Genomic DNA, 21,174 nt, shown 5'->3' with positions numbered 1-21,174 from the left:
GAGACTGCCACACGCCTCCGACATCATGCGGGGGTGGCCGCGACCTGCAGCGGGCAGGCAGTGCCGACGCGATCGGCCAGCTCGGACCGCAACTGCGCGAGGTCGGCCATCCGCGCATCGATCACGTCGATCTTCTCGGCGAACAGCGCGGACAGCGCGGCGGCGCTGTCGGGCGAGTCCTTCAGCCGCTCGCCGGTGCGGACGATCTCGGCCAGCGAGAACCCGAGGCGCTGGGCCGTGCGGACATACTCCAGCCAGGGCAGCGTCTCAGGCGGGAAGTCGCGGTAGCCGTTGCTCAGCCGCCGACTCGCCACCAGGCCGACCTTCTCGTAGAACCGCACGGTGTCGGTGCTCAGCCCGGCCCGCTCGGCGAGTTCCCCGATGCGCATGCTCCTCCTTCACTTGACCTTGGAGCGTACTCCAGGGTTTAGCGTCCCGATCATGACGAAGAAATACCTGCGGACCGTCCGGATCAGCGCCTGGTACGACCTGATCGTGACGGCCGGGTTCGCAACCCCATGGACATACGCGCTGCTGCACGACGCGTTGTCGGACCTGGGAACGGCCGTCGGCCTCGGCGGCTTCCCACCCCTCGACCCCCTCCAATCCCTGTACGCCACCCTGATGGGCTCGGTCGTGCTGATCTGGGCGCTGCTGCGGATCACCCGTCCGCTGCCGATCCACGGGCTGTTCGACGGATTCGCCCGGCTGCTGTTCTCCACCTGGTTCGCGTACGCCCTGGGCCACGGGGTCAGCGGAATCCTGTGGGTCTTCCTCGCCGTGGAGGTGACCTTCGGCGTACTCCAGCTCGCACCCTGGGTACGTAGAGTCACCTCATGCCCCAGCTCGGCTTACGGTATGGAACGGTGACGGTCGCCGACCACGACCCGTCGTGGCTGGTCACCGGCTCCGCCTATGCGGCCGACGTGGCGGCGCTGCTCGGCGGGCTGACGGGCGGTGTCGAGCACATCGGATCGACCTCGGTGCCGGGGCTCGCCGCGAAGCCGGTGATCGACCTCGCCGTCCGCCAGGGACCTGGAGTGCCGTTCGATCCAGCGCGGGACGCGCTCACCGGAGCCGGGTACATCTATCGCGGCGACGCCGGGCCGGACGGCGGGCAGGTCTTCGTCAAGGAGTCCGAGGCATGGGTGCGGATCATCCATCTGCACGTGGTCGCCGCCGACGATCCGCAGTGGTCGCGCTACCTCGCCGTACGCGATCGCCTCCGCGCCGATCCGGATGCGGTCACCCGCTACAGCACTCTCAAGCGCGACCTCGCCGCCCGGCACGCCGACGACCGTCGGGCGTACACCCGCGCGAAGACGGACTTCATCCAGGACCTGCTCCGCTGAAATGCGTCGCGCCCAGCTCGGGAGGCTCGCTACCGTGGCCGCGTGACACTGCTGTCCCTGCCCGTCGCCGACCGTCTCCGATCAGCCCGTCATGTGCTGATCGCCGGGGCCGGCGGTGGCTTCGACGTGTACGCCGGACTGCCGCTGGCGTTGGCGCTGCGCGCGGCGGGCGTACGCGTGTCGCTGGCGAGCTTCTCGATCAGCGAGCTGGGCATGCTCAAGCCGGACGCGTGGCTGCGTACCGGGCTGGCCGTGATCCGGTCGGACTCGCCCGGCAACGACCGGTACTTTCCCGAACGTGCGCTCGCCCGCTGGCTGCACACCAAGGGCCACGATCCCGTCGTGTACGCCTTCGAACGCACCGGCGTCCGCCCGCTGCGGGCGGCGTACCGGAAGCTGGTGGAGCTGCTGGACGTCGACGCGATCGTCCTGGCCGACGGCGGCACCGACATCCTGATGCGCGGCGACGAGGCCGGCATCGGCACGCCGGAGGAGGACATGACCAGTCTGACGGCGGTCTCGGGCCTCGACGTGCCGCTGAAGCTGGTCGTCAGCCTCGGCTTCGGCATCGACTCACATCACGGCGTCTGCCATGCGCACGTGCTGGAGAACCTGGCCGCGCTGCAACGGACGGGTGGCTATCACGGCGCCTGCACCGTGTCGCCGGAAGGCTATCTGGAGGCGGTCGCGCACGCCGCCCGCGAACACCCGGCGCATGCCAGCATCGTGCACGGTCAGGTCGCGGCCGCGCTGCGAGGCCAGTTCGGCAACGCACCGGTGACCGCGCGGACTCGTGGCACCGAGCTGTTCGTGAACCCGTTGATGGCGCTGTACTTCGTCGTCGGCCTGGACGCGCTGGCCGCCGAGCTGCGCTACCGCGACCTGATCGAGCACTCCCGTACGCCGCTGGAGGTCGGGCTGGCGATCGAGGCGTACCGGGAGCAGGCCGAGATCCGGCCGCGCCGCCCGATCCCGCACTGACACCGGGTGGCCGGGTAACCGGGTCAGGTCAGCTGAGTTCGTCGACGGGGCCGAGCTGGCGGACGTAGTCGCGTACCGGCGGCGACAGCTCGTCCTCGGCTCGCTTCTGGCCGACCACCTCGTACCAGGCGAGGTTCTCGATCCAGAAGCGGGCGATGAACTCGTCGAAGTCGTCGGCCACGAGCAGAAGGTCTTCGGCTGCCTCGTGCGGTTCGGCCTCTTCGCAGTCGTACGCGATGCCGCCGCAGACGACCTCGTGCGCGCCGGAGGGGAGCAGGTGCAGGTACCAGAAGAGGCAGCCCTGCTGGTCGTTGAGGAAGCGGACGAGGGTGGCGCCTTCGGTGACCGGGCTGGGTGCGGCCGGCAGGTCGCTTTCCCAGTAGCACGAGGTGCAGGTGGGAACGGAGTCGCGCAGCGCCGAGTCTTTCATGAAGGCGATGAACGAGTCGGGCAGCGCGGCCCGGTGCCCCGCTATGCTGACCGGCCCGCCCAGCGTGGCCATCCCGTAGCGGCCCTTGGCCAGCTCGTTCAGCGGGACCAGTTCGGTCATCCAGGCGTGGAGCCCGCCCGGGTGGTCCAGCGGTAGCGCGGGGAGGTCCGTGGCGGGATCGAAGCCGTAGGTTCCGCTCACCGGACGATGGGGTCCCAATCCGGCGGAGACCCAGCCGCGACTCAAAGTCATGCGCGGCACTCTAGCGGCGGCCACCGACAGCGTCGTCAGACCGTGGCGATTTCGAAGTGGACGGACGCGTCCCGGTCGCGGGGACCGTTCAGCACCAGCAGGTCGACGTCGGTCGGCTGGGCGCGCAACCCGGTCAGCGCCCAGGCCAGCGGATCGCGGGTGTCCAGGCCGACGGTGAGGAACGAGTACTTCCCGTGGAGCCGGTCGCAGCCGTGGCGCAGCAGCGTACGCAGTGTCTCCGGGGTGTCGGCGCACACGTTGACCGCCGTGCGGTAGCCGAGCGCTCCGCCCGGCTTCGGCAACCGCGGCGTGCCGAACAACGGGGCGGCAAGGTTGAACGCGAGGCGGATGGCGGCCAGCCTGGGGGAGTAGCCCATCACGCGCATCTGCTTGATGTCGTGCTGGTCCCACAGCCCGACGAAGCCGGCCAGGTCGCCGTCCGGCCGCCGGGCCAGCAGGTACTCCAGACCGGGCTGGCCGAACGGGAGACCGGCGAGGACGGGCGCGAACTGCCGTCGCGTCGCCAGCCGGTGCCAGAGCTTGACCATCTCCGGTTCGTCGGACGGTTCGGCGAGGCGTACGCCGAGATCCGAAAGGCGCGGCCGGTGCCGGGTCAGCAGGTCGACGCTGGCGGAGCGGATGGTCGCCCAGCGGGTCACGCCCGGGAGGAAGCCCAGGGCCAGCGTCGCGGCGGCGTCGTTGCCCGCCAGCACCGTCGAGATCATCGGCGCGTGCGGACCCACCAGATCTTGTGCGGCGGCGTACGCCCAATGCCCGAGCGAGCGGGCGACGCCCCGCCGCCGGAAGTCCGGGTGGACCTTCAGGTCGCCGACGTACGCGATCTCGCCCGGTTCGCCGTCCAGGAACGCGGTCCGGCGGGCGACCGCGATGCACCCGAGCGGCCCGGCGTCGCCGTCGACCACGCCGACCCGCCAGGTGTCCCCGGCGAGGCGGTTCAGCGCGAAGTAGTCAGGTTCGCGGTCGAACCGCAGCGCGAGGTCGCCATCCATCGTGGACTGCGCGGCCAGGCTCACCAAGGCGTCGTTGTCGGTGGGGCGAGCGTCACGGACTCTCATGCGGCCACCTCGCAGACGGCGACACGACGCTGGCACAGACTGCGGTCGGCGCGGATCATCCGTTCGCCGAGCGGGCGGTCCTCGCGTACGGCGTCGCGCCAGCGCTCGGGCACCTCGGTCCAGCCGACGAAGTTGCGGAAGACGAGCCGGGCGCCGGGCCGGGCCGTTCGGACGATCTCGGCGAACAGGTCGTCGATCTGTTCGGCGGTCAGCCATTCGCAGATGTTCGACAAGGCGAAACCGGCCATGCTGTGGTCCGGCCGCGTACGCAGATAGTCGGTGAACGCGGCGTCGACGAGGTCGAGCCGACCGACCGGGACGGAGCCGGCCAGGTAGGGCGGCCGGCTCGTCACCGGATAGCTGCCCGTGAGCAGGTAGTGCAGGAAGTAGTTGTCGGACACCGAGAGGTCGCTCAGCGTGTGCTCGGCGACGGCGTGGAAGTGAGCCGCGTAGGTTCCGTCCTCGACGTGGGCGAAGAACCGCTCGTCGTACGCCCGCCGCAGCACCAGCCGGTTGCACAGCACCCGGAACAGCGCCCGCCAGGCCGGCGAGTCCCACTCGTCGCGATAGAACCGTCGTTGATCGTCGATGGTGGACAGCCGGAGCAAGTCCGGCACCCGGCGGCGGTGCGTCGTGCGTACGACGCGGGCGATCAGGCGCATCAGCCGCTCGGTGACGCCGGACTGGAGCACACCCCGGCCGACGGCGGCGGGACGGCCGTCCCAATAGCCGCTCGCCGCCGAGCTCAGCACTCCGCGGATGCCCCGGTACGCGTACCGCCGGTCGTCGGCGCTCATCGGGACCGCCCCGAGCAGGCCCAGCGCCGTACGCCGATCCAGCCGGTCGACCGCGGCCGCCTTGAACTCGACGAGATGGTTCTGCGTACGGTTGACGTCCACCCCGGTGACGTCCGGCGCACCTGCGGCGACCAGGGACAACGCGGTGCATCCGGCCGAGCTGACCACGGCGATCGGGCCGTCCCAGCGCCCGGCGAAGGCGTCGATCTCGACCTGCGGGTCCTCCCGGACCTGGGCGAAGAACAGCCGATCGTCGACCGCTCCGGGCAGTTCAACGCGCTGCAGCATGGCGTCTCCTCTCGACCGGCGCCGCGAGCAGAGCGCCGGTGGCCGCCGCGATGACGGCGACGGGGTCGGGCTCGCGATATCCGGGCCAGGCGGCGCGCAGCCGGTCGGTCCGGAAAGTCTTGGGCAGGTAGAGCTGTTCGGCGAAGGGGAGCATCGAGGTCAGCGCCGGTTGCAGCGGGCCGCCGCGCAGCCGCCGGGCCGCGTCGGCCAGGTCGAGGAACGCAGCCCGGTCGCACGGCAACGGCCGGGGCAGCATCCGCCGCAGGAACGCCGGATCCCGCTCGAACACGGTGAACGCCGTGTCGATCACTGTGCCGAGCGGCAGCGCCCCGCCGCAGACGTGGTAGATCCCCGGATCGGCCGCGAGCATCGCCCGCACGGCGTCCACCGTGAACTCGGCGGTGGCCAGGCTCAGCGGCGTCGCCGGGTCGCCGGGCAGCAGCGTCAGCAGCCCCTGATGGAACAGCCGCAACGTGTGGTGGAAGACGTTGAACTGACCGATCGCGCCGCTGTCGTCCTCGGCGATCACCGTCGGCAGGCGCAGCACGGTCAGTGGCAGATCCGAGGCGAGCAGGACCTCCTCGGCCGCCCACTTCGACCACTCGTAATGGTTGGCGAACCCGGCGTCGGTCAGCCGCGTCTCGCGTACTTCGCCGTGGCGGCGGCCGGCGGCGTACAGGGTGGACAGGAAGACGAGCCGGTCGAGGTCGCCACAGCGCTCCGCGAACTGGCGTACGCGGGCCGTGCCGGTCACGTTGACCTGCTCGGCGCGGTCGCGCTTAAGGTCGAACCGAATCAGCGCGGCCGCGTGGACGATCCGCGTGATCCGTCGGGGATCCACGTACGCGAACGGGTCGCCGTCGCGCAGATCGGCCGGGACGACCTCGGCCCCGGGCAGGTGGGCGAGCTTGGCGCGTTTCCGGTTCAGCTCGGCGTTGTCCGCCGCGCGTACGGCCAGCACGAGGTCGTCGTCGGCGGCCAGGGCGGTGGCGATGCGGCGGCCCAGATAGCCGTCCGCGCCGGTGATCAGCGTCGTCATCGGGCCACCGCCTGCTCCGCCGCCGCCACCAGGTCCGGCCAGCTACCCGGGTCGGTGCCGTGCCGGTCGACCAGGGCGTACAGCCAGCGTTCGAGGCCGAAGGCGACACACGCCGTCGACGCCGGCACACCGTCCCGCGAGATGCCGAAGGTGGAGCCGAAATGCGAGTGGTGCCGGTTGGCCGAGGCGAGCGCCAACGCGCCATAGGCCGCCTCGTGCTTGACCAGCTGTACGCGTTGCATCAGGAACCCGGGCTGGAGGTGCGGCCGGAAGAACGGATCGGTCGCGGGCGACCAGTCCAGCGGCAGATCGACCAACCGGCTGAAGTCGTCGGCCAGCGTCCGGGTGTCGGTGAGGAACGACGCCGCCTCGGCCGAGGTGCCGAGGCAGACGATCTCCCGCATCGCGAAACTCCACTGCCGCTGAAGCGGCTCGTAGCGCTCCTCGCGGCGGAAGCACGTGGACCGCGTCGTCACGTACGCCGCCTCGGCCAGCTGCACACCCCGGCGTTGCGCGTACACGTGGAAGCAGGCAGCCGGAGTGAGGACGGTCGTGACCGGGCCGGTGCGCGTGAGCACGACGGATCCGGCCGGGTCGACCACCGGGCCGTCGGCGAACTCGCCGAGATTGACGTCGCCGGGTTCGAGCCCCATCGTGAAGGTGGCCTGGTGCGGGAAGGCGCGCAGGTGACTGGTGAGGTCCGCTGCAGGCAGCGTCGCAGGCGGTTGTTCCTCGACGGCGTCCCAGCTCCCGGCCAGCCGGCGCAGCGCCAGATCGAGGTCGTCGGCGAGGCGCAGCAGCGGACCGGACAGCCCGGACTGGCCGTACGCGTCCCAGCGCAGCCCGAGGTCGGTGAGGTCGGCGAGCGTGGTCATGCGGGTCTCCCGAAGCGGGTGAGCATCGCGTCGATGCTGTCGAAGTCGCCGATCCGCAGCTGCTCGACGTCGATCGGCGCACCGCGCAGCCGTTCGAGCAGCATGATCAGCTCGGGCAGGTGGATCGACCGCAGGACGCGCACCGTGAACAGCGCGGTCTGGTCGGTGATCGCGACGTCTCCGGCGTGCCGGGCGACGAACGTTCGCAACGCCTGCCGGATCTCGGTCTCAGAAGGCATCGGACGGCTCCTCGGTCAGTACGCCGGCCGCCGTCAGCACCCGCAGGCACTTGGCCGAGACCCGCCGCCGATGCTCCCGTTGCGCGGGCGTACACCAGGCCAGGTCGGCCAGTTCCCAGGGTTCGGCGAAGCCGGCGTCGGCGTAGACGTCGGGGTGGTAGTAGTCACGCCAGCTGGCAGCAAGGAAACGGTGGAGGTCGGCGCGGATCTCGTCGATCACCGCCGGCTCCCAGCCCGGTGCCGCCGCCGCCCAGAGCGCGGCGGTCAACTGCCGACCGAAGGCCAGATGTCGGGCCTCGTCCCGGTGATGGCTGTCGTTGATGAACCGCGCCAGCGGATGCAACCGCCGATCCCGGGCCTGGATGCGATTGCAGTGGTCGACGATCTCCTCGAAGATCATCGTCTTGGCGAAGAACAGGAAGTCGTCCACATCGCGCGGCCGCTCGGTGGCGAACGGCAGCTGCCGCGTCCGGTGCACACGGGCGTATCGGGTGCAGAAGCCTCCGAAGTAGACGCTGTGCTTGTTCTCCTCGTCGAGGAAATGGTGCAGGTAGCCGGTGAACGCGGCCAGATCACTGCGGTACAGCCGGGCGGCGAGGCCCTGCATCAGCGACTTCTCGCCATGGATGTTGAGGCTGTAGAAACCGGCCGCCTCGTGGAAGGCGAGTCGCTTGCGAGCCTTCTCGTCGAGGCCCGGCCACACGTCGGTGCCGTAGAGGCTGACGTATTCGGGACTGGTGAACCAGTCCGCTTCCGGCTCTACGGTGGAAGGCCAGTCGACTGTCGTGTAGGGATTCTGGAAGGCCCGCTCGGACAACCGGCTCAGCCGCTCGGCCGTCGGCGCCACCTCCGCCAAGGCGGTGGCCAACGCGCTCACTTCGTCACCTCCAGCGCCGCGCACTGCCAGTTCAGCCCGAACCCGGCCATCGCCAGCGCGATCCGCTGACCGGGCCGCGTCTGGCCCGAGGCCAGCAACGCGGTCAGGTTCACCACCACGTCGGCGGAGATCACATGGCCGACGTCCGGCAGCGACGGATGCCACACCCGCCCGTGGTCCACCGCCAGCAGCCGGGCGACGATCCGCCACGCCTGCTCGTGGGTGTTCTGCGGGACGATCCAGTCCAGCTCGGACGGAAAGACGCCGATCCGCGCCGCGGTCTCCCGCACGATCCGGTGCGTGTACGCGAAGTAGGTGCCGACGGTCTCGTCATCGCCTGCCCGGCCGAGCCCGCCGTTGGTGATCTGGTGAACGGCGAGCAACCGGCACACGTCCGGCTCCCGGCCGACGACGCACGCGGCAGCCCCGTCCGAGATCACGTTGTACGCCTGCTCGTACCAGGCGCCGTCGGGAAAGCGATCGGCGGTCACACACAACACGCGCCGGAACTCCGGCTCGGCAGCCAGCAGCGCCTTCGCGATCCGCAGCGCACCGAGCATCCCGGTGCACGCCTGCTGATGCAGCCCGACCACGATCGCGTCGCGCAGCCCGAACTCGGCCTGCAACCGGCTCGCCGGGAAGTCCATCAGCACCTTGACGTCGCGGATCGGGCCGTCCTGCGGTTCGGGCAGGCAGGTCGCGTAGACGATCGCGTCGATGTCGTGCAGGCCGCTGGTTCCTTCGATCTCCGCCACCGCCCGGCGCGCCAAGTCGTATGCCGTCTCATCCGGCGCGCATACGTGATGCCACCGGAAACCGGCCGCCTCCAGGTCGCTCGCGGCCGACCGCAGCAGCTCCGCTTCGGCGGACTCGCGGACGTGCCGCTTCTGGGTTCCCAGCGCGTACGTCAGTGATCCGAGATAAACCCCGTCCATGGCCTCCATCGTCGGCAGGACGGGCCGCCCGGTCATGAGCGCCGGTACTCAGGTCGCCCTGAGTCGTTCACCCCACCAGCCGGGTTCTCTCGCCTGGGTAGCGGGCTTGATCTGGGGCTGAGCGCAGCTCCTTACGGGGGATAACCCCACGTCCAACTCGGGGGAGCTCCTGATGGTTCAGGCAGGCCCCGACGCCGAAGACTGAACCGCATGGCAGAGAAGATCAGGTTCAGCGTCGTCATCCCGTGCTTCAACGAGGCCGGCTACGTCGCCGACGCGCTGCTGTCGCTGCAGAAGCAGGACTTCGACGGCGGCTTCGAGGTCATCGTGGTCGACAACAACTGCACGGATGACACCGCGCAGATCGCCCGCGACCTCGGTGCGCGGGTGGTGACCGAGCCCACGCCCGGCGTCTGCAACGCCCGGCAGCGCGGCACGCTCGAAGCGCGGGGCGAGATCGTCGTCTCGGCCGACGCCGACACCGTGTACGGCCGCGACTGGCTCAGCCGCATCGATGCCCAGTTCCGCACCGGGGCCGACGTCGTCGCCGTCGTCGGCCCGTGCGAGTACGCCGACGGCCCGCGCTGGGGCCGGGTGTACGGCCGGACGCTGTTCGGCGCGGTCAACGGCGTCTACAAGCTGACCGGCCGGGCCATGTACGCCAGCGCGACCAACATCGCGTTCCGCCGCGACGCCTGGACCGGCTACGACACCAACCTGACCCAGGGCGGCGACGAGCTGGACCAGCTGCGCCGGCTGCGCAAGCAGGGCCGGGTCCTGTACGCCCACGCGAACCCCACGTTCACCTCGGGCCGGCGGTTCACCCGGGGCCTGGCCTACAACGTGTTCGTCAGCCTTCCCGTGCACTACCTGCTCACCTATGGCGTGAACCGGATCGCCGGCCGGCGGGTGCTCGGCTCGGCTCCGGCGTTCCGGCACGAGCAGGGCTCCTTCCAGGCGGCGCTGCCCGCGCAGGCCGCCGCTCCGGCTGCGATGCGGGCCGCGGCTCCCGCTGCCGCGATGGCTCCCGTCGCCGTGGCGACGCCGGTGCTGGCTGGGCGGGAGAACCGGTGATCGTCCTCGGCGCCGTGCTGCTGGTCGTCGCGTTCGGGGGCGCGGCGTACTGGCTGCTGATGGCGCCGTTCGGGCCGACGGCGCGGACCTACCCGCACCGCGCCCCGGCCGGGGACAAGGTGGTCGCGCTGACCTTCGACGACGGCCCGAACGAGCCGTACACCTCGGAGATCCTCGACATCCTCGACGATCGGGGAGTCAAGGCGACCTTCTTCCATGTCGGACAGTGCGTCGAGCGGCATCCGGACGTCGTCCGGCGGGTGATCGCCGCCGGGCACGTCGTCGGCAACCATTCGCTGAGCCATCGGTTCGGCACCTATCTGCGGCCGGGTGCGTACGAGCGGGAGGTCGAGCGGACCCAGCAGATCCTCACCCAGGTCACCGGCCGCACTCCGGCGTTGGCGCGTACGCCGTGGCTCTGGCGGCATCCGGGCCTGCTGCGGATGCTGCGCCGCCGCGATCTGCACCCGGTGGCGGGGGAGTTCGGGCACGCGCTGGAGGTGTTCCAGCCGTCCGGCGTACGCATGGGCCGCCGGGCGGTGGCGAAGACGCGTCCGGGATCGATCCTCATCTTCCACGACGGATTCGACGGCCACGGCGGGAATCGCGGCGAGACCGTGCGCGCCGTACGCGAAACCGTCGACGGCCTTCTGCAGCGAGGTTACAAGTTTGTCACCGTGGACAAGCTGCTGGGGGTGTCCGCCTACCAGGGTCTTGCGGGGACTGCTGGGCGCAAATAGTCTTCGTGAGCCCGTGGCATGACGAAGAAATCTGCCACCCTCGCCCCCAAGAGGTCCTCATGGCACACGACATCCCCGATGCGATCTCCGAAGTGGATCGGCGTACGCTCCTGCGCGCCAGCCTGGGCCTGGCCGCGGTGGCGGTCGTCGGCACCGAGCTGGCCACGGGTACGCCCGCGGCGGCCGCTCCGAGCAGCGAGTTCCCCTGGATCATCGACTGTGACTCGTGGGGCGCCCGGCCGCCGTCGAGCACGATCCAGCTGACCAACAACACCACCAACAAGATCATCCTGCATCACATGGCGTTCCCGAACGTCACGGACTACTCGCGGGAGCAGGCCGTCAAGCTCGCCCAGGACTGCCAGGACCTGCACATGGACGGCAACGGCTGGGCCGACACCGGTCAGCACTTCACCGTCAGCCGGGGCGGTTACGTCCTCGAAGGCCGCCACCGCAGCCTCGAGCGGCTCGAGGCCGGCGACCACCAGGTCGTCGCCGCGCACTGCCCGGGTGAGAACGGCAACGCGATCGGCATCGAGAACGAGGGCACCTACATCACCGAGGTGCCGCCGGACGCGTTGCTGAACTCGCTGGTGCGGCTGTGCGTGGCCGTCTCGCAGCGGTTCGGGCTGCACGCCTGGGACATCTTCGGGCACTGGGACTTCCGGTTCACCGACTGCCCCGGCATCGAGTTCTACAAGCTGTTCCCCTCGGTACGCTCCCGGGTGGCCGAAGCGATGGGCTCCGACCACGCCGACATCCCGGACCGGCGCTGGCCCGACATCTGGCGCTTCGTCAACAGCCCGATCGTGCAGGTCGGTCAGTATCTGCTCAACCACCACGGATACGCCGTGCCCACCGACGGCGCGTTCGGCTCCGCCACGGTCGCGGCCGTCGGGGCGTTCCAGGCGGCCAACGGCATCCCGGTCGACGCCGACGCCACCTTCACCTTGGCGACCTGGGAGGCGCTGGTCGTCGAGCTGGAGAAGGACGCCACCGGCCTGCCGGTCAGCGCGGTGCAGTACATGCTCAACCGCAAGGGCTGGCCGGAGGTCCTCGTCACCGGCGAGTACGACCACGTCACGATGAAGGCCGTCCAGGACATGCAGCGCCTGCACGGACTGCACCCCAACGGCAAGGTCGACCTCTCCACCTGGTGTGCCGTCGTCGGCGGCGCCGTTCGCGAGGCATTCCAGTACTGACATGTGTCGCCGGGCGGTGACTGCGCCGCCCGGCAACCTCCTGACAAGATCCGCCGGACACGCCGCGCTACCTCGCATCCGCGCTGCACAGCGTGGTTCAATGCGTCGGCAGAGCGAAGATTCACCGTACCTAGGGGATGACTGTGTCCTACGAAGAGACGCTGAAGGGCATGGGCTTGATCATCGAGCCCATCGAACTCGACAACGGCAAGTTCGCGCTCGCGACCAGGGTCGGTGATCTGATCTTCACCTCGGGTCAGATCTCCTCGTGGGACGGCAAGGACATCAAAGGCAAGGTCGGTGCCGACGTCTCCGTGGCGGAGGCGTACGAGGCCGCGCGCATGTGCGCGCTGAACAATCTGCGGGCCATCCGCTCGCTCGTCGGCTCGCTCGACGACATCGAGCAGTTCGTGAAGGTTCTCGGCATGGTGAACGTCGCCCCGGACTTCGACGACACGCCCGCGGTCGTCAACGGGTGCAGCGACCTCCTCCGGGAGGTCTTCGGCCCGGCCGGGCAGCACAGCCGCAGCGCGGTCGGGATGACCATCCCGTTCAACTGGGCCGTCGAGGTCGAGATGGTGGTGAAGGTCCGATGAGCCAAGACAAGGTGGCGTACTCCACCGACCAGGCCCCCAGCCCGGCGGCGAGCTACTCGCAGGCCGTCCGCAAGGGCAACACGGTCGCCGTCGCCGGACAGGTCGGCTTGGATCCGGCGACCCGACAACTGGTCGAAGGCGGCGTCGCCGAACAGACCCGCCAGACGCTCACCAATGTGGTCGCGGTGCTCGCCGCCGCGGGCGCCACGATGGACGACGTCATCATGATGCGGGTCTACCTCACCAGCCACGAGCACTTCGCGGCGATGAACGAGGTCTACCAGGAGTTCGTCCAAGCCCCGTTCCCCAGCCGGACCACGGTCTTCGTCGGGCTCGCCCCAGGCATGCTCGTCGAGATCGACGCACTGGCCGTCCTGTAGCCCAGCCGGCGGCTGAGACGCCACCCGGCGCCTCAGCCGCCGATCCGCTCACAACCCGGCGGGCAACGGTTCGGCGTGCAGCACCTGAAGCGAGCTGACCGCGCGGGTCAGCGCGACGTAGAGCCGCTGCAGCCCGCGCTCCTCGGCGGCGACGATCCGGGCCGGCTCGACGACGATCACCGAGTCGAACTCCAGCCCCTTGGCCAACCCCGCCGGTACGCACACGAGCCGGGCCGACTCCAAGGCGTCCTCGTCGACGCCGACGAGCGCGGTATCGAGCCCGGCCGCCGTCACCGCCGCGTGCAGGGCGGCGATGTCCGAGTCGGCGGCGATGACGCCGACCGAGCCTTCGGTGGCCAGCCGTGCCTTACCGGCGTCCACCACAGCCGAGGCCAGCTCACCGGCAGACACCGGTAGCACCTCCAGCGCACCGGCGGTACGCCGGACCGAGGTCGGCACGCCGAGCCCGGGAGCGATGGCGGGCAGCAGCCTGGCGGCGTACTCGATGATCGCGGCGGGCACCCGGAAACCGCGGTCGAGCACGGCGACCTCCGCGTCCGGCTTGCCGAGATGGGCCAGCAGCGACGGCCAGTCACCGGCCGCCCACGGGCTCGTGCCCTGCGCGATGTCGCCCAGCACGGTCAGCGATCCGTTGCCGCAGCGGCGGCCGAGCGCCCGGCACTGCATCGGGCTGAGGTCCTGCGCCTCGTCCACCATCAGATAGCTCAGCGACGGCACCCGGTCGATCAGCCCGGCCAGCTCGTCGAGCAGCACCGTGTCGGCCGCCGACCACCGGGCCGATTTCACCGAGCGAGCGGGCTTGGCCCACCGCACGGCCGCCTGCTCCTGCTCGTCGAGCAGATCCGCCGCACACGAGGCGAGGAAGTCCGCGTCGGACAGGAGCCGGAAGAGCACCTGCTCGGGCGTCAGCTTCGGCCAGGCCGCGTCGAGGACACCCTTCACCGGCTTGGATCGGGCAACTGCCGCCACCTCTCGGTCGTCCGGCGTCGCGCCGCGCCGCTCCATCTGCATCACGACCAGGCCCGCGATCCGCTGCGCCGCGCCGTCCCGCCCGGCGGCATAGCGTACGGACTGCATCTCGCTCACGATCTGCGCCATCCGGCCCTGGCCGACGCGGTATCGAGTCGAGCCGTGCACGTACACCAGATCCTCGCCGGGCAGCGACACATGGCTCCACAATGCCCGCCGCAGCACCTCGGCCATCCGCGCGTCGCCCTTCACGAGCAGGGCGTTCGGAGTGTCCACCGCCGACACGGTCCGGTCGATCAGCTCATCGATCGTCTTCTGGCCCACCGACACCTCGCCCAGCGCCGGCAGCACGTGCCGGATGTAGGACAAGAACGACCGGTTCGGCCCCACCACCAGCACGCCCGCGCCGAGCCGCTGCGGCTCCGCGTACAACAGGTAAGCCAGCCGGTGCAGGCCCACCGCGGTCTTGCCGGTCCCCGGCGCGCCCTGCACGCAGATGCTCGGCTGGAGGGGCGCACGGACCAACTCGTCCTGCTCGGGCTGGATGGTCGCGACGATGTCGCGCATGGGCCCAGACCGTGGCCGCTCGATCTCCGCGGCCAGCAACGCGCCCGGCCCGCTGGCCCCGCTCCCCAGAATCTCATCCTCATACGCCGTGAGCAGCGCACCTTCAGCGAAACCATAGCGCCGGCGCCGGACGACGCTCAGCCGGTCCTTCGGCGTCGCCCGATAGAACGGCATCGACACCGGTGCCCGCCAGTCCACCACCAACGGGGTGCCGTCGTTGTCCCGGACATGCCGCCGCCCGACATAGACGCGGTCCTCGCCGCCGGACGAATCCTCGAAGACCGTGCCCGGGTCGTAGTCGAGCCGGCCGAAGAACAGCGGGACGTCCGGCAGATCGACGAGATCCCGGCCCCGCTGGGCGCGGGCGATCCGGTACATCGTGTTGAACCACACCTCGTCGGTGCCGGAGACGAACTCCGGGGTCTCCGTGTCCAGCACGTCCTGCCGCATCCGGTCCAACGCGCCCCGCGCGTGCGCCAGGTACGCCTGCTCCGCCGTGATCTCCGTGCTCTCGTCCATGCTGAAGTCCATCCCTAGTCGTGATGATTCAGCCGGCAGTCACGCCCGTCCTCAGTTCAGCGTGCGTACGCTGCGAGGGGTTCGCCTCGATTGCGGCGGAGGAGCCTATCCCGGCGAAACTCGGAGGCTCAACCGATTTTCCGATCGATACCTTGCCCTCGTTATGAACGAGATTCCCGCCCGGCAGATCCGGGCGCTGCACGACGACGAGACGATCACCGTCTACCAGGCGTACAACCCGGCTATCGCGGAGCCCGCCGCCCTCTCCGGGCGCTTCGGGCCGGGCTTCAAGCGGGACCGGATGACCTGGATCAAGCCGTCCTTCCTGTGGATGATGTACCGCTGCGGCTGGGGCGGCAAGGCCGGTCAGGAGCGCGTGCTCGCCATCCGCATCCGCCGCGACGGGTTCGACTGGGCGCTCGCGAACAGCGCACTGAGCAGCTACGAGCGCGGCGTCCACCGCGACCGCGATGACTGGAAGCGGTCGCTGCGCGCGCCTGTGCGCATCCAGTGGGACCCCGAGCGCGACCTGCACCTGCGTCCGCTGCCGCACCGCGCGATCCAGGTCGGCCTCTCCGGCGAAGCCGTACGCCGCTACACCGAGGACTGGATCGTCGGCATCGACGACATCACGACGCAGTGCCAGGCTATCCGGGCGGTGATCCGGGGCGGCGGCCTCGACGACGCCCGCGACATGCTCCCCGCCGAGCGCCCTTATGCCCCGGCCGAGGCGGTCAGAAGCCGCTGATGCGGTCGGGGAGCTGCTCCTCGGCCTCATCGAGGTCGGCCCACAGGTCGAACCAGACGCGGCTGCGGCCGGCCGGCTCGTCGAGGCCGACGACGGCGACGCTGAACACGCCCCACAGGATCTCGTAGCTGTCGCCGGAGTCGACGCCCAGTCCGAACGACAGCGCGAGCGCCGCCCGGGTGACGATCAGTTTGTCCGGATCGTCGGGCGCGGGCCGGCCCGCCGTGAGGAAGCGTGGCTCGGCGACGATCTTCATCCAGCGCAGCGACGCGTCCGGCACCTGATCCTGCAACACTTCCAGGACCGACTCGCGGATGGCGGCAGCGGGGTCCTCGCCCATCCAGTCGAGCCAGTGGTCCGCCTCGGTCAGGTGGCTGAAGTCGTCCTGCGGCGGCCCGTGCTCCTCGTTCGGCTCGTACTCGCCCGTCAGGACGCCGTCCGGCCCGACCTCCCAGGCGCCCAGGATCGCCTCCGGCGGAATGTATCCGTCGGGATCGCCGATCATCTCCCCGTCGATCTCGTAGACGTAGCCGCCCGGATTCTGGGCGGCCTCGGCGATCAGTTCGTCCGGCGGCGTGCGCTGCATCCCTCCAATCTAGACGGCCTGCCGGTCGCGCCCAGGGCGGGGTTTCCGGGATGCGGCCGCGTGGGTACCGGCCGCGCACATCGGAACGGGGCGAGCGGCAGGGGAGCGGAATGAAGGTCTACGCCTGGGTCTTGGTCGCCCTGCGCTGGCTGGTGGTGGCGTTCTGGGTGGCCGCGGCGATCGCGGCGGTGCGATTGCTGCCGGCGGTCGGGCAGGCCGGGGAGGATCTCAGCCAGCTCGTCTCGGTCGGCAACCCGGCGGTCCAGACCGAGGTGCGGTCCTACGACAAGTTCGGCTTTCCGCTGCTGAGCCGAGTCGCCGTGGTGCAACGGGATCCGCGTGGACTGCCGCTCGACGTGCAGGCCAAGGCGGTGTCCCGCGCGCGGGCGGTCTCGGAGGGCCAATACGCCGATGTGCAGCCGATTCTGGCGGCGGTGCCGATCACCAACGAGAAGAAGCTGCTGCCCGGGTCGCGGGAGGACGGCACGACCATCATCACGTACCTGTTCACCAGGCCCGATGTGAGTCTGGCCGAGCAGGTCGACGCGGCCGACCAGTTCGTTGCGAAGTATTACGGCCCGCAGGATCACGTCGTCGGGGTCACCGGTTCGGTGCCCGCCCGGGTCGAGCAGGGGCGGATCGTGTTGTCCTCGCTGACCTGGCTGGAGGTCGCGACGGTCGCGGCGGTGTTCGTCATCGTGGCGTTCGCGTTCCGCTCGGTGGTCGCGCCGGTGCTCGCACTGGCCGTGGCGGGCCTGGCCATCGTGATCACGCTGCGGGTGGGCGGCGCGCTCGCGGCGCGCTTCGACGTCGCGGTTCCACAGGAGACACAGCCGTTGCTGGTCGCGTTGCTGCTCGGGGTGGTCACCGACTACGTGGTGTTCTACGTTTCGGCGTTGCGCGTACACCTTGATGACGGCATGGACCGGCTGTCCGCCGCGCGGCTCGCGACGGCGCGGTTCTCGCCGATCATCATGACCGCGGGAGCGACGGCTGCGGCGGGGACCGGCGCGTTGATCGTGGCCGGCACGCCGACCTTCCGCGCGTTCGGGCCGGGCCTGGCGGTCGCGGTGACCATCGGCATGGTGGTCGCGGTGACGCTGGTGCCGGCGCTGCTGGCGATCCTCGGGCGGGCGGTGCTGTGGGCGCCGGGGCGGTCGCGGCGACGGCCGAAAGCGGTACGCGAGCCGCGCGGCTGGTGGGCCCGCACGCTGACCTGGCCCGGCTTCTCGGTGGTGGTGCTCGTCGCCTGCGTGGGCGGGCTGCTGTGGGCGGCGTTGCCGGTGCGGCACATGACGCTCAGCGTGTCCTTTGTGGACGCGTTGCCCGCGACGCATCCAGCCCGCCAAGCCGCTCAGCAGGCCGAGGCGGGATTCGCCGAGGGCATCCTGTCACCGACCGAAGTGCTGGTGGAGGGCGCGGGCGTCACCGGGAAGACGGCCGAACTGGCCCGGCTGCGCGACGCGCTCGCGCACGAGCCCGGCGTCGCGGCGGTCGTCGGACCAGACGACCGCCTGATCGAGCAGGTACGCCCCCTGTTCGAGGCGAAGGACGGCAGCGCGGCCCGATATCTGGTGGTGTTGTCCGACGAACCGCTCGGCGCGCGCGCGATCCAGACGGTGACCCAGTTGCAGGCGGACCTGCCCGGGTTGGCCGACCGCGCCGGACTCGGCGGTACGCGCGTCAGCCTGGGCGGCGACACGGCGGTCGCGGACGTCATCGTGGATCAGACCGTGGCCGACCTCGGCCGCATCGCGCTCGCGGCGCTGGCGGCGAACCTGCTGTTCCTCGCGTTGTACCTGCGGGCGTTGACGGCCCCGCTGGCGCTGCTGGCGTGCAGCGTGCTGGCCATCCTCGCGACGCTCGGCCTGACGACACGGGTGTTCGAGGACTGGCTCGGCAACGACGGGATCACCTTCTACGTCCCGTTCGCGGCGGCGGTGCTGCTGGTCGCGCTCGGCTCCGACTACAACATCTTCGGCATCGGGCCCGCCTGGCGTGAGGCCCGCCGCCGTCCGCTGCGCGACGCGCTCGCGGTGACCCTGCCGGAGTCCGCGCGCGCGATCCGCGCCGCCGCGTTCACTCTCGCGGTCAGCTTCGGCCTGCTCGCGCTCGTGCCGCTGCGGCCCTTCCGCGAGCTGGCCTTCGCGCTGTCCGCGGGCATTCTTATCGATGCCTTCGTCGTACGCTCCCTGCTCGCCCCGGCGCTGCTGGCCGTCATCGGGTCGGCCGCCCAGTGGCCCGGTCGATACCTGGAGCGGCGGCGTACGCGCGGTGCATTAGGTACTTCTATAAGATCATGATAGAAATTCCATATGCGGTCCACCTCGGTCACTCCTGATACGGACCTGAGCACTACGATCTTGCGGGTCTTCACCGCGTTGCGGCGGCTCAACCCGTCTGGACTCAGCCTGACCGCGGCGTCGACGCTCGCCACCCTCGAACGAGAGGGTCCCCGCCGGCTGACCGAGCTGGCCGGGATCGAGGGCGTCACGCAACCCGCGATGACGCAGGTCGTGTCCCGGCTCGAACGTGATTCGCTCGCCGTGCGTACCGCTGATCCCGGCGACCGCCGGGTGGTGCTCGTCGAGATCACCACGGCCGGCCTCGACCTGCTGCGTCATCGCCGGTCCGTCCGCAGCGGCAAAGTCGCCGCCCTGCTGGCCCAGCTCGAGCCGCGCGACGCGGCCGCGATCTCCGCCGCCCTCCCCGCTCTGAACGCCCTCGCCGACCTCGTCACGTCTCCATCCGTCGCAACCCCTTCGGAGAACGCACCTTCATGAACAGCCGTTATAAGTGGGTCGCGTTGTCGAACACGACCCTCGGCATGCTCATCGCCACGATCAACTCCTCGATCGTGCTCATCTCGCTGCCCGCCATCTTCAACGGCGTCGACCTCGACCCGCTGCTGCCCGGTAACGTCAGCTACCTGCTCTGGATGCTGATGGGGTACATGCTCGTCACCGCCGTGCTCGTGGTGACCCTGGGCCGGCTCGGCGACATCTACGGCCGCGTACGCATCTACAACCTGGGCTTCGCCATCTTCGCCGTGACCTCGGTGATCCTGTCGCTGGACCCGTTCACCGGCGGCAAAGGCGCCCTGTGGCTGATCGGCTGGCGAGTCGTGCAGGCGATCGGCGGCGCGATGCTCATGGCGAACTCCGCCGCGATCATCACCGACGCGTTCCCCGCCGCGCAGCGCGGCATGGCGCTCGGCATCAACATCGTCGCCGCCATCGCCGGATCCTTCATCGGGCTCGTGCTCGGCGGAGTGCTCGCCGAGTGGAACTGGCGCTCGATCTTCTGGGTCAACGTCCCGATCGGCGTCATCGGCACCATTTGGGCGTACAAGTCGTTGCGGGACAACGGCGTACGCCGGCCGGGGAAGATCGACTGGTGGGGCAACCTCACCTTCGCCGCCGGGCTGACCGCGCTGCTGGCCGCGATCACCTACGGCATCCAGCCGTACGGGGGCCACTCGATGGGCTGGACGAACCCGTGGATCATCGCCGGGCTGGCCGGGGGAGTCGTGCTGCTGGCCGCGTTCGCCGTCATCGAGGCCAAGGTCGCCGAGCCGATGTTCCCGCTGCGGCTGTTCCGCATCCCGGCGTTCACCGGTGGCAACGCCGCCAGCCTGCTCGGCTCGATCGCGCGAGGCGGCCTGCAGTTCATGCTGATCATCTGGCTGCAGGGCATCTGGCTGCCGCTGCACGGCTACGACTATGAGCAGACCCCGTTGTGGGCCGGCATCTACCTGCTGCCGCTGACCATCGGGTTCCTCGCCGCCGGACCGCTCTCCGGGTTCCTGTCCGACCGGTTCGGCCCGCGCCCGTTCGCGGCCGGCGGGCTGTTGCTCATGTCGGCGTCGTTCGCCGCGTTGCTGCTGGTGCAGACCAACTTCCACTACAGCGTCTTCGCCGTGCTGGTGTTCCTCAACGGCTTCGGCGGCGGCCTGTTCTCCGCCCCGAACACGGCGCTGATCATGTCCAGCGTTCCGGCACACCTCCGTGGTGTCGCCTCCGGCATGCGGGCGACCTTCCAGAACGCGGGCATGGTGCTGTCGATCGGCGTGTTCTTCTCGCTGATGGTCGCCGGACTGGCCGGTTCGCTGCCGTCCACCCTGGACTCCGGGCTCACCGCGCAAGGCGTACCGCCGGAGGCGGCGCACACGATCTCCGCGCTCCCGCCGGTCGGTACGCTGTTCGCGGCGTTCCTCGGCTACAACCCGATCCAGGAACTGCTCGGGCCGCAGATCCTCGGCCAGCTCCCGGCGGCGAACGCGGCGACCCTGACCGACCGCCAGTTCTTCCCGACCCTGATCGCCGGGCCGTTCCACGACGGACTGGTCGTCGTCTTCTGGCTGGCCATCGTCATGGGCATCCTCGGCGCGGCCGCGTCACTCGTCTCCCCGCGTACGCAGATGGCCACCGACCTGGTCACCCGGGAGAGCGAGCTGATCGACGAGCTGGGCGCACAGCCGCTCACGCCGATCCCGGCGTCGGCCGAACCGTCCCGGGGCGACTGACGCGCTTCCCGCGCGGCCTTCGGGGCAGCCCTTCGGCGGCGGCTGGCGCGCACGGGGCGCCAGCCGCGCCGCCCGGCCCGTGAAGCGGGGACGGCACGATCACCGG

The 21,174-nt window shown here is 70.3% G+C and carries 23 protein-coding genes and 1 pseudogene; 13 read left to right on the top strand and 11 right to left on the bottom strand.

The window, feature by feature from the left end:
* Window positions 1–23 precede the first annotated feature (23 nt).
* Window positions 24–389, bottom strand: a complete 366-nt coding sequence (locus HDA40_RS02915; protein ID WP_253751224.1) for a MerR family transcriptional regulator — start codon at window positions 387–389, stop codon at window positions 24–26.
* Window positions 390–441: 52 nt separating this feature from the next.
* Between HDA40_RS02915 and HDA40_RS02910 the strand changes: the two genes are divergently transcribed.
* From HDA40_RS02910 to HDA40_RS02900, 3 genes are read left to right on the top strand one after another with little or no spacing between them, the layout of a single operon-like run.
* The gene (locus HDA40_RS02910; protein ID WP_253751221.1) at window positions 442–870 is read left to right on the top strand and encodes a hypothetical protein; all 429 of its coding nucleotides are present in this window, start codon (window positions 442–444) and stop codon (window positions 868–870) included.
* Window positions 867–1,352, top strand: coding sequence for a GrpB family protein (locus HDA40_RS02905; protein ID WP_253751219.1), 486 nt, complete (start codon window positions 867–869; stop codon window positions 1,350–1,352). Before HDA40_RS02910 ends, HDA40_RS02905 begins: the two co-directional genes overlap by 4 nt.
* 42 nt (window positions 1,353–1,394) lie before the next feature.
* Window positions 1,395–2,333, top strand: coding sequence for a DUF1152 domain-containing protein (locus tag HDA40_RS02900; protein ID WP_253751216.1), 939 nt, complete (start codon window positions 1,395–1,397; stop codon window positions 2,331–2,333).
* A 28-nt stretch (window positions 2,334–2,361) separates the two neighbouring features.
* On the opposite strand, the gene HDA40_RS02895 is transcribed toward HDA40_RS02900, so the two are convergent.
* The 8 genes from HDA40_RS02895 to HDA40_RS02860 are packed head-to-tail and all read right to left on the bottom strand — an operon-like array spanning window position 2,362 to window position 9,141.
* A complete protein-coding gene (locus tag HDA40_RS02895) occupies window positions 2,362–3,015 on the bottom strand; it encodes a hypothetical protein (RefSeq protein WP_253751214.1) in 654 nt (217 codons plus the stop codon).
* A gap of 35 nt (window positions 3,016–3,050) precedes the next feature.
* Window positions 3,051–4,091 carry a GNAT family N-acetyltransferase gene (locus HDA40_RS02890; protein WP_253751211.1) on the bottom strand — a complete coding sequence of 347 codons (1,041 nt, stop codon included), beginning with the start codon at window positions 4,089–4,091 and terminating at the stop codon, window positions 3,051–3,053.
* Window positions 4,088–5,176, bottom strand: a complete 1,089-nt coding sequence (locus tag HDA40_RS02885; RefSeq protein ID WP_253751208.1) for a DUF3419 family protein — start codon at window positions 5,174–5,176, stop codon at window positions 4,088–4,090. Before HDA40_RS02885 ends, HDA40_RS02890 begins: the two co-directional genes overlap by 4 nt.
* Window positions 5,160–6,215 (bottom strand): SDR family oxidoreductase, encoded by a 1,056-nt coding sequence (locus tag HDA40_RS02880; RefSeq protein ID WP_253751205.1) that lies wholly within the window; start codon window positions 6,213–6,215, stop codon window positions 5,160–5,162. The genes HDA40_RS02885 and HDA40_RS02880 overlap by 17 nt, the downstream gene beginning before the upstream one ends.
* Window positions 6,212–7,090 carry a class-II aminoacyl-tRNA synthetase family protein gene (locus HDA40_RS02875; RefSeq protein ID WP_253751203.1) on the bottom strand — a complete coding sequence of 293 codons (879 nt, stop codon included), beginning with the start codon at window positions 7,088–7,090 and terminating at the stop codon, window positions 6,212–6,214. The genes HDA40_RS02880 and HDA40_RS02875 overlap by 4 nt, the downstream gene beginning before the upstream one ends.
* Window positions 7,087–7,329: a hypothetical protein gene (locus HDA40_RS02870; RefSeq protein ID WP_253751200.1), complete on the bottom strand. Its 243-nt coding sequence runs from the start codon at window positions 7,327–7,329 to the stop codon at window positions 7,087–7,089. Before HDA40_RS02870 ends, HDA40_RS02875 begins: the two co-directional genes overlap by 4 nt.
* The gene (locus HDA40_RS02865) at window positions 7,319–8,206 is read right to left on the bottom strand and encodes a diiron oxygenase (RefSeq protein WP_253751197.1); all 888 of its coding nucleotides are present in this window, start codon (window positions 8,204–8,206) and stop codon (window positions 7,319–7,321) included. Before HDA40_RS02865 ends, HDA40_RS02870 begins: the two co-directional genes overlap by 11 nt.
* Window positions 8,203–9,141, bottom strand: coding sequence for a 3-oxoacyl-[acyl-carrier-protein] synthase III C-terminal domain-containing protein (locus HDA40_RS02860; protein WP_253751195.1), 939 nt, complete (start codon window positions 9,139–9,141; stop codon window positions 8,203–8,205). Before HDA40_RS02860 ends, HDA40_RS02865 begins: the two co-directional genes overlap by 4 nt.
* A gap of 210 nt (window positions 9,142–9,351) precedes the next feature.
* Between HDA40_RS02860 and HDA40_RS02855 the strand changes: the two genes are divergently transcribed.
* From HDA40_RS02855 to HDA40_RS02835, 5 genes are all read left to right on the top strand, one after another.
* The gene (locus HDA40_RS02855) at window positions 9,352–10,215 is read left to right on the top strand and encodes a glycosyltransferase family 2 protein (protein WP_253751192.1); all 864 of its coding nucleotides are present in this window, start codon (window positions 9,352–9,354) and stop codon (window positions 10,213–10,215) included.
* A complete protein-coding gene (locus HDA40_RS02850) occupies window positions 10,212–10,955 on the top strand; it encodes a polysaccharide deacetylase family protein (protein WP_253751189.1) in 744 nt (247 codons plus the stop codon). Before HDA40_RS02855 ends, HDA40_RS02850 begins: the two co-directional genes overlap by 4 nt.
* Window positions 10,956–11,014: 59 nt before the next feature.
* Window positions 11,015–12,157, top strand: a complete 1,143-nt coding sequence (locus tag HDA40_RS02845; RefSeq protein WP_253751187.1) for a peptidoglycan recognition protein family protein — start codon at window positions 11,015–11,017, stop codon at window positions 12,155–12,157.
* A gap of 143 nt (window positions 12,158–12,300) precedes the next feature.
* Window positions 12,301–12,753, top strand: a complete 453-nt coding sequence (locus HDA40_RS02840; protein WP_253751185.1) for a RidA family protein — start codon at window positions 12,301–12,303, stop codon at window positions 12,751–12,753.
* Window positions 12,750–13,133, top strand: coding sequence for a Rid family detoxifying hydrolase (locus tag HDA40_RS02835; protein ID WP_253751183.1), 384 nt, complete (start codon window positions 12,750–12,752; stop codon window positions 13,131–13,133). Before HDA40_RS02840 ends, HDA40_RS02835 begins: the two co-directional genes overlap by 4 nt.
* A 48-nt stretch (window positions 13,134–13,181) precedes the next feature.
* Here HDA40_RS02835 and HDA40_RS02830 read toward each other — a convergent pair whose 3' ends face one another.
* Entirely contained in the window at window positions 13,182–15,209 is a 2,028-nt protein-coding gene (locus HDA40_RS02830) for a HelD family protein (RefSeq protein ID WP_253751181.1), read from the bottom strand.
* A gap of 163 nt (window positions 15,210–15,372) precedes the next feature.
* Between HDA40_RS02830 and HDA40_RS02825 the strand changes: the two genes are divergently transcribed.
* Window positions 15,373–15,957, top strand: coding sequence for a DUF4291 domain-containing protein (locus HDA40_RS02825; RefSeq protein WP_253751179.1), 585 nt, complete (start codon window positions 15,373–15,375; stop codon window positions 15,955–15,957).
* On the opposite strand, the gene HDA40_RS02820 is transcribed toward HDA40_RS02825, so the two are convergent.
* Window positions 15,944–16,543 carry a hypothetical protein gene (locus HDA40_RS02820; RefSeq protein ID WP_253751178.1) on the bottom strand — a complete coding sequence of 200 codons (600 nt, stop codon included), beginning with the start codon at window positions 16,541–16,543 and terminating at the stop codon, window positions 15,944–15,946. The genes HDA40_RS02825 and HDA40_RS02820 overlap by 14 nt on opposite strands.
* Before the next feature lie 50 nt (window positions 16,544–16,593).
* On the opposite strand from HDA40_RS02820, the pseudogene HDA40_RS42435 reads away from it, so the two are divergent.
* The 4 genes and pseudogenes from HDA40_RS42435 to HDA40_RS02805 all read left to right on the top strand — a co-directional run.
* Window positions 16,594–17,748: pseudogene (locus HDA40_RS42435) on the top strand (MMPL family transporter); the annotation flags it as partial.
* 87 nt (window positions 17,749–17,835) lie between these two features.
* Entirely contained in the window at window positions 17,836–18,846 is a 1,011-nt protein-coding gene (locus tag HDA40_RS42430; RefSeq protein WP_372503143.1) for an MMPL family transporter, read from the top strand.
* Window positions 18,847–18,858: 12 nt separating this feature from the next.
* Window positions 18,859–19,326: a MarR family winged helix-turn-helix transcriptional regulator gene (locus HDA40_RS02810; RefSeq protein ID WP_253751173.1), complete on the top strand. Its 468-nt coding sequence runs from the start codon at window positions 18,859–18,861 to the stop codon at window positions 19,324–19,326.
* Window positions 19,323–21,068 carry an MFS transporter gene (locus HDA40_RS02805; RefSeq protein WP_253751170.1) on the top strand — a complete coding sequence of 582 codons (1,746 nt, stop codon included), beginning with the start codon at window positions 19,323–19,325 and terminating at the stop codon, window positions 21,066–21,068. Before HDA40_RS02810 ends, HDA40_RS02805 begins: the two co-directional genes overlap by 4 nt.
* Window positions 21,069–21,174 lie beyond the last annotated feature (106 nt).

It is taken from the genome of Hamadaea flava (assembly GCF_024172085.1).
Taxonomy (GTDB): domain Bacteria; phylum Actinomycetota; class Actinomycetes; order Mycobacteriales; family Micromonosporaceae; genus Hamadaea; species Hamadaea flava.
Note: the sequence above shows the minus strand (reverse complement) of the source record. Positions and strands in the feature narration are given on the sequence as shown.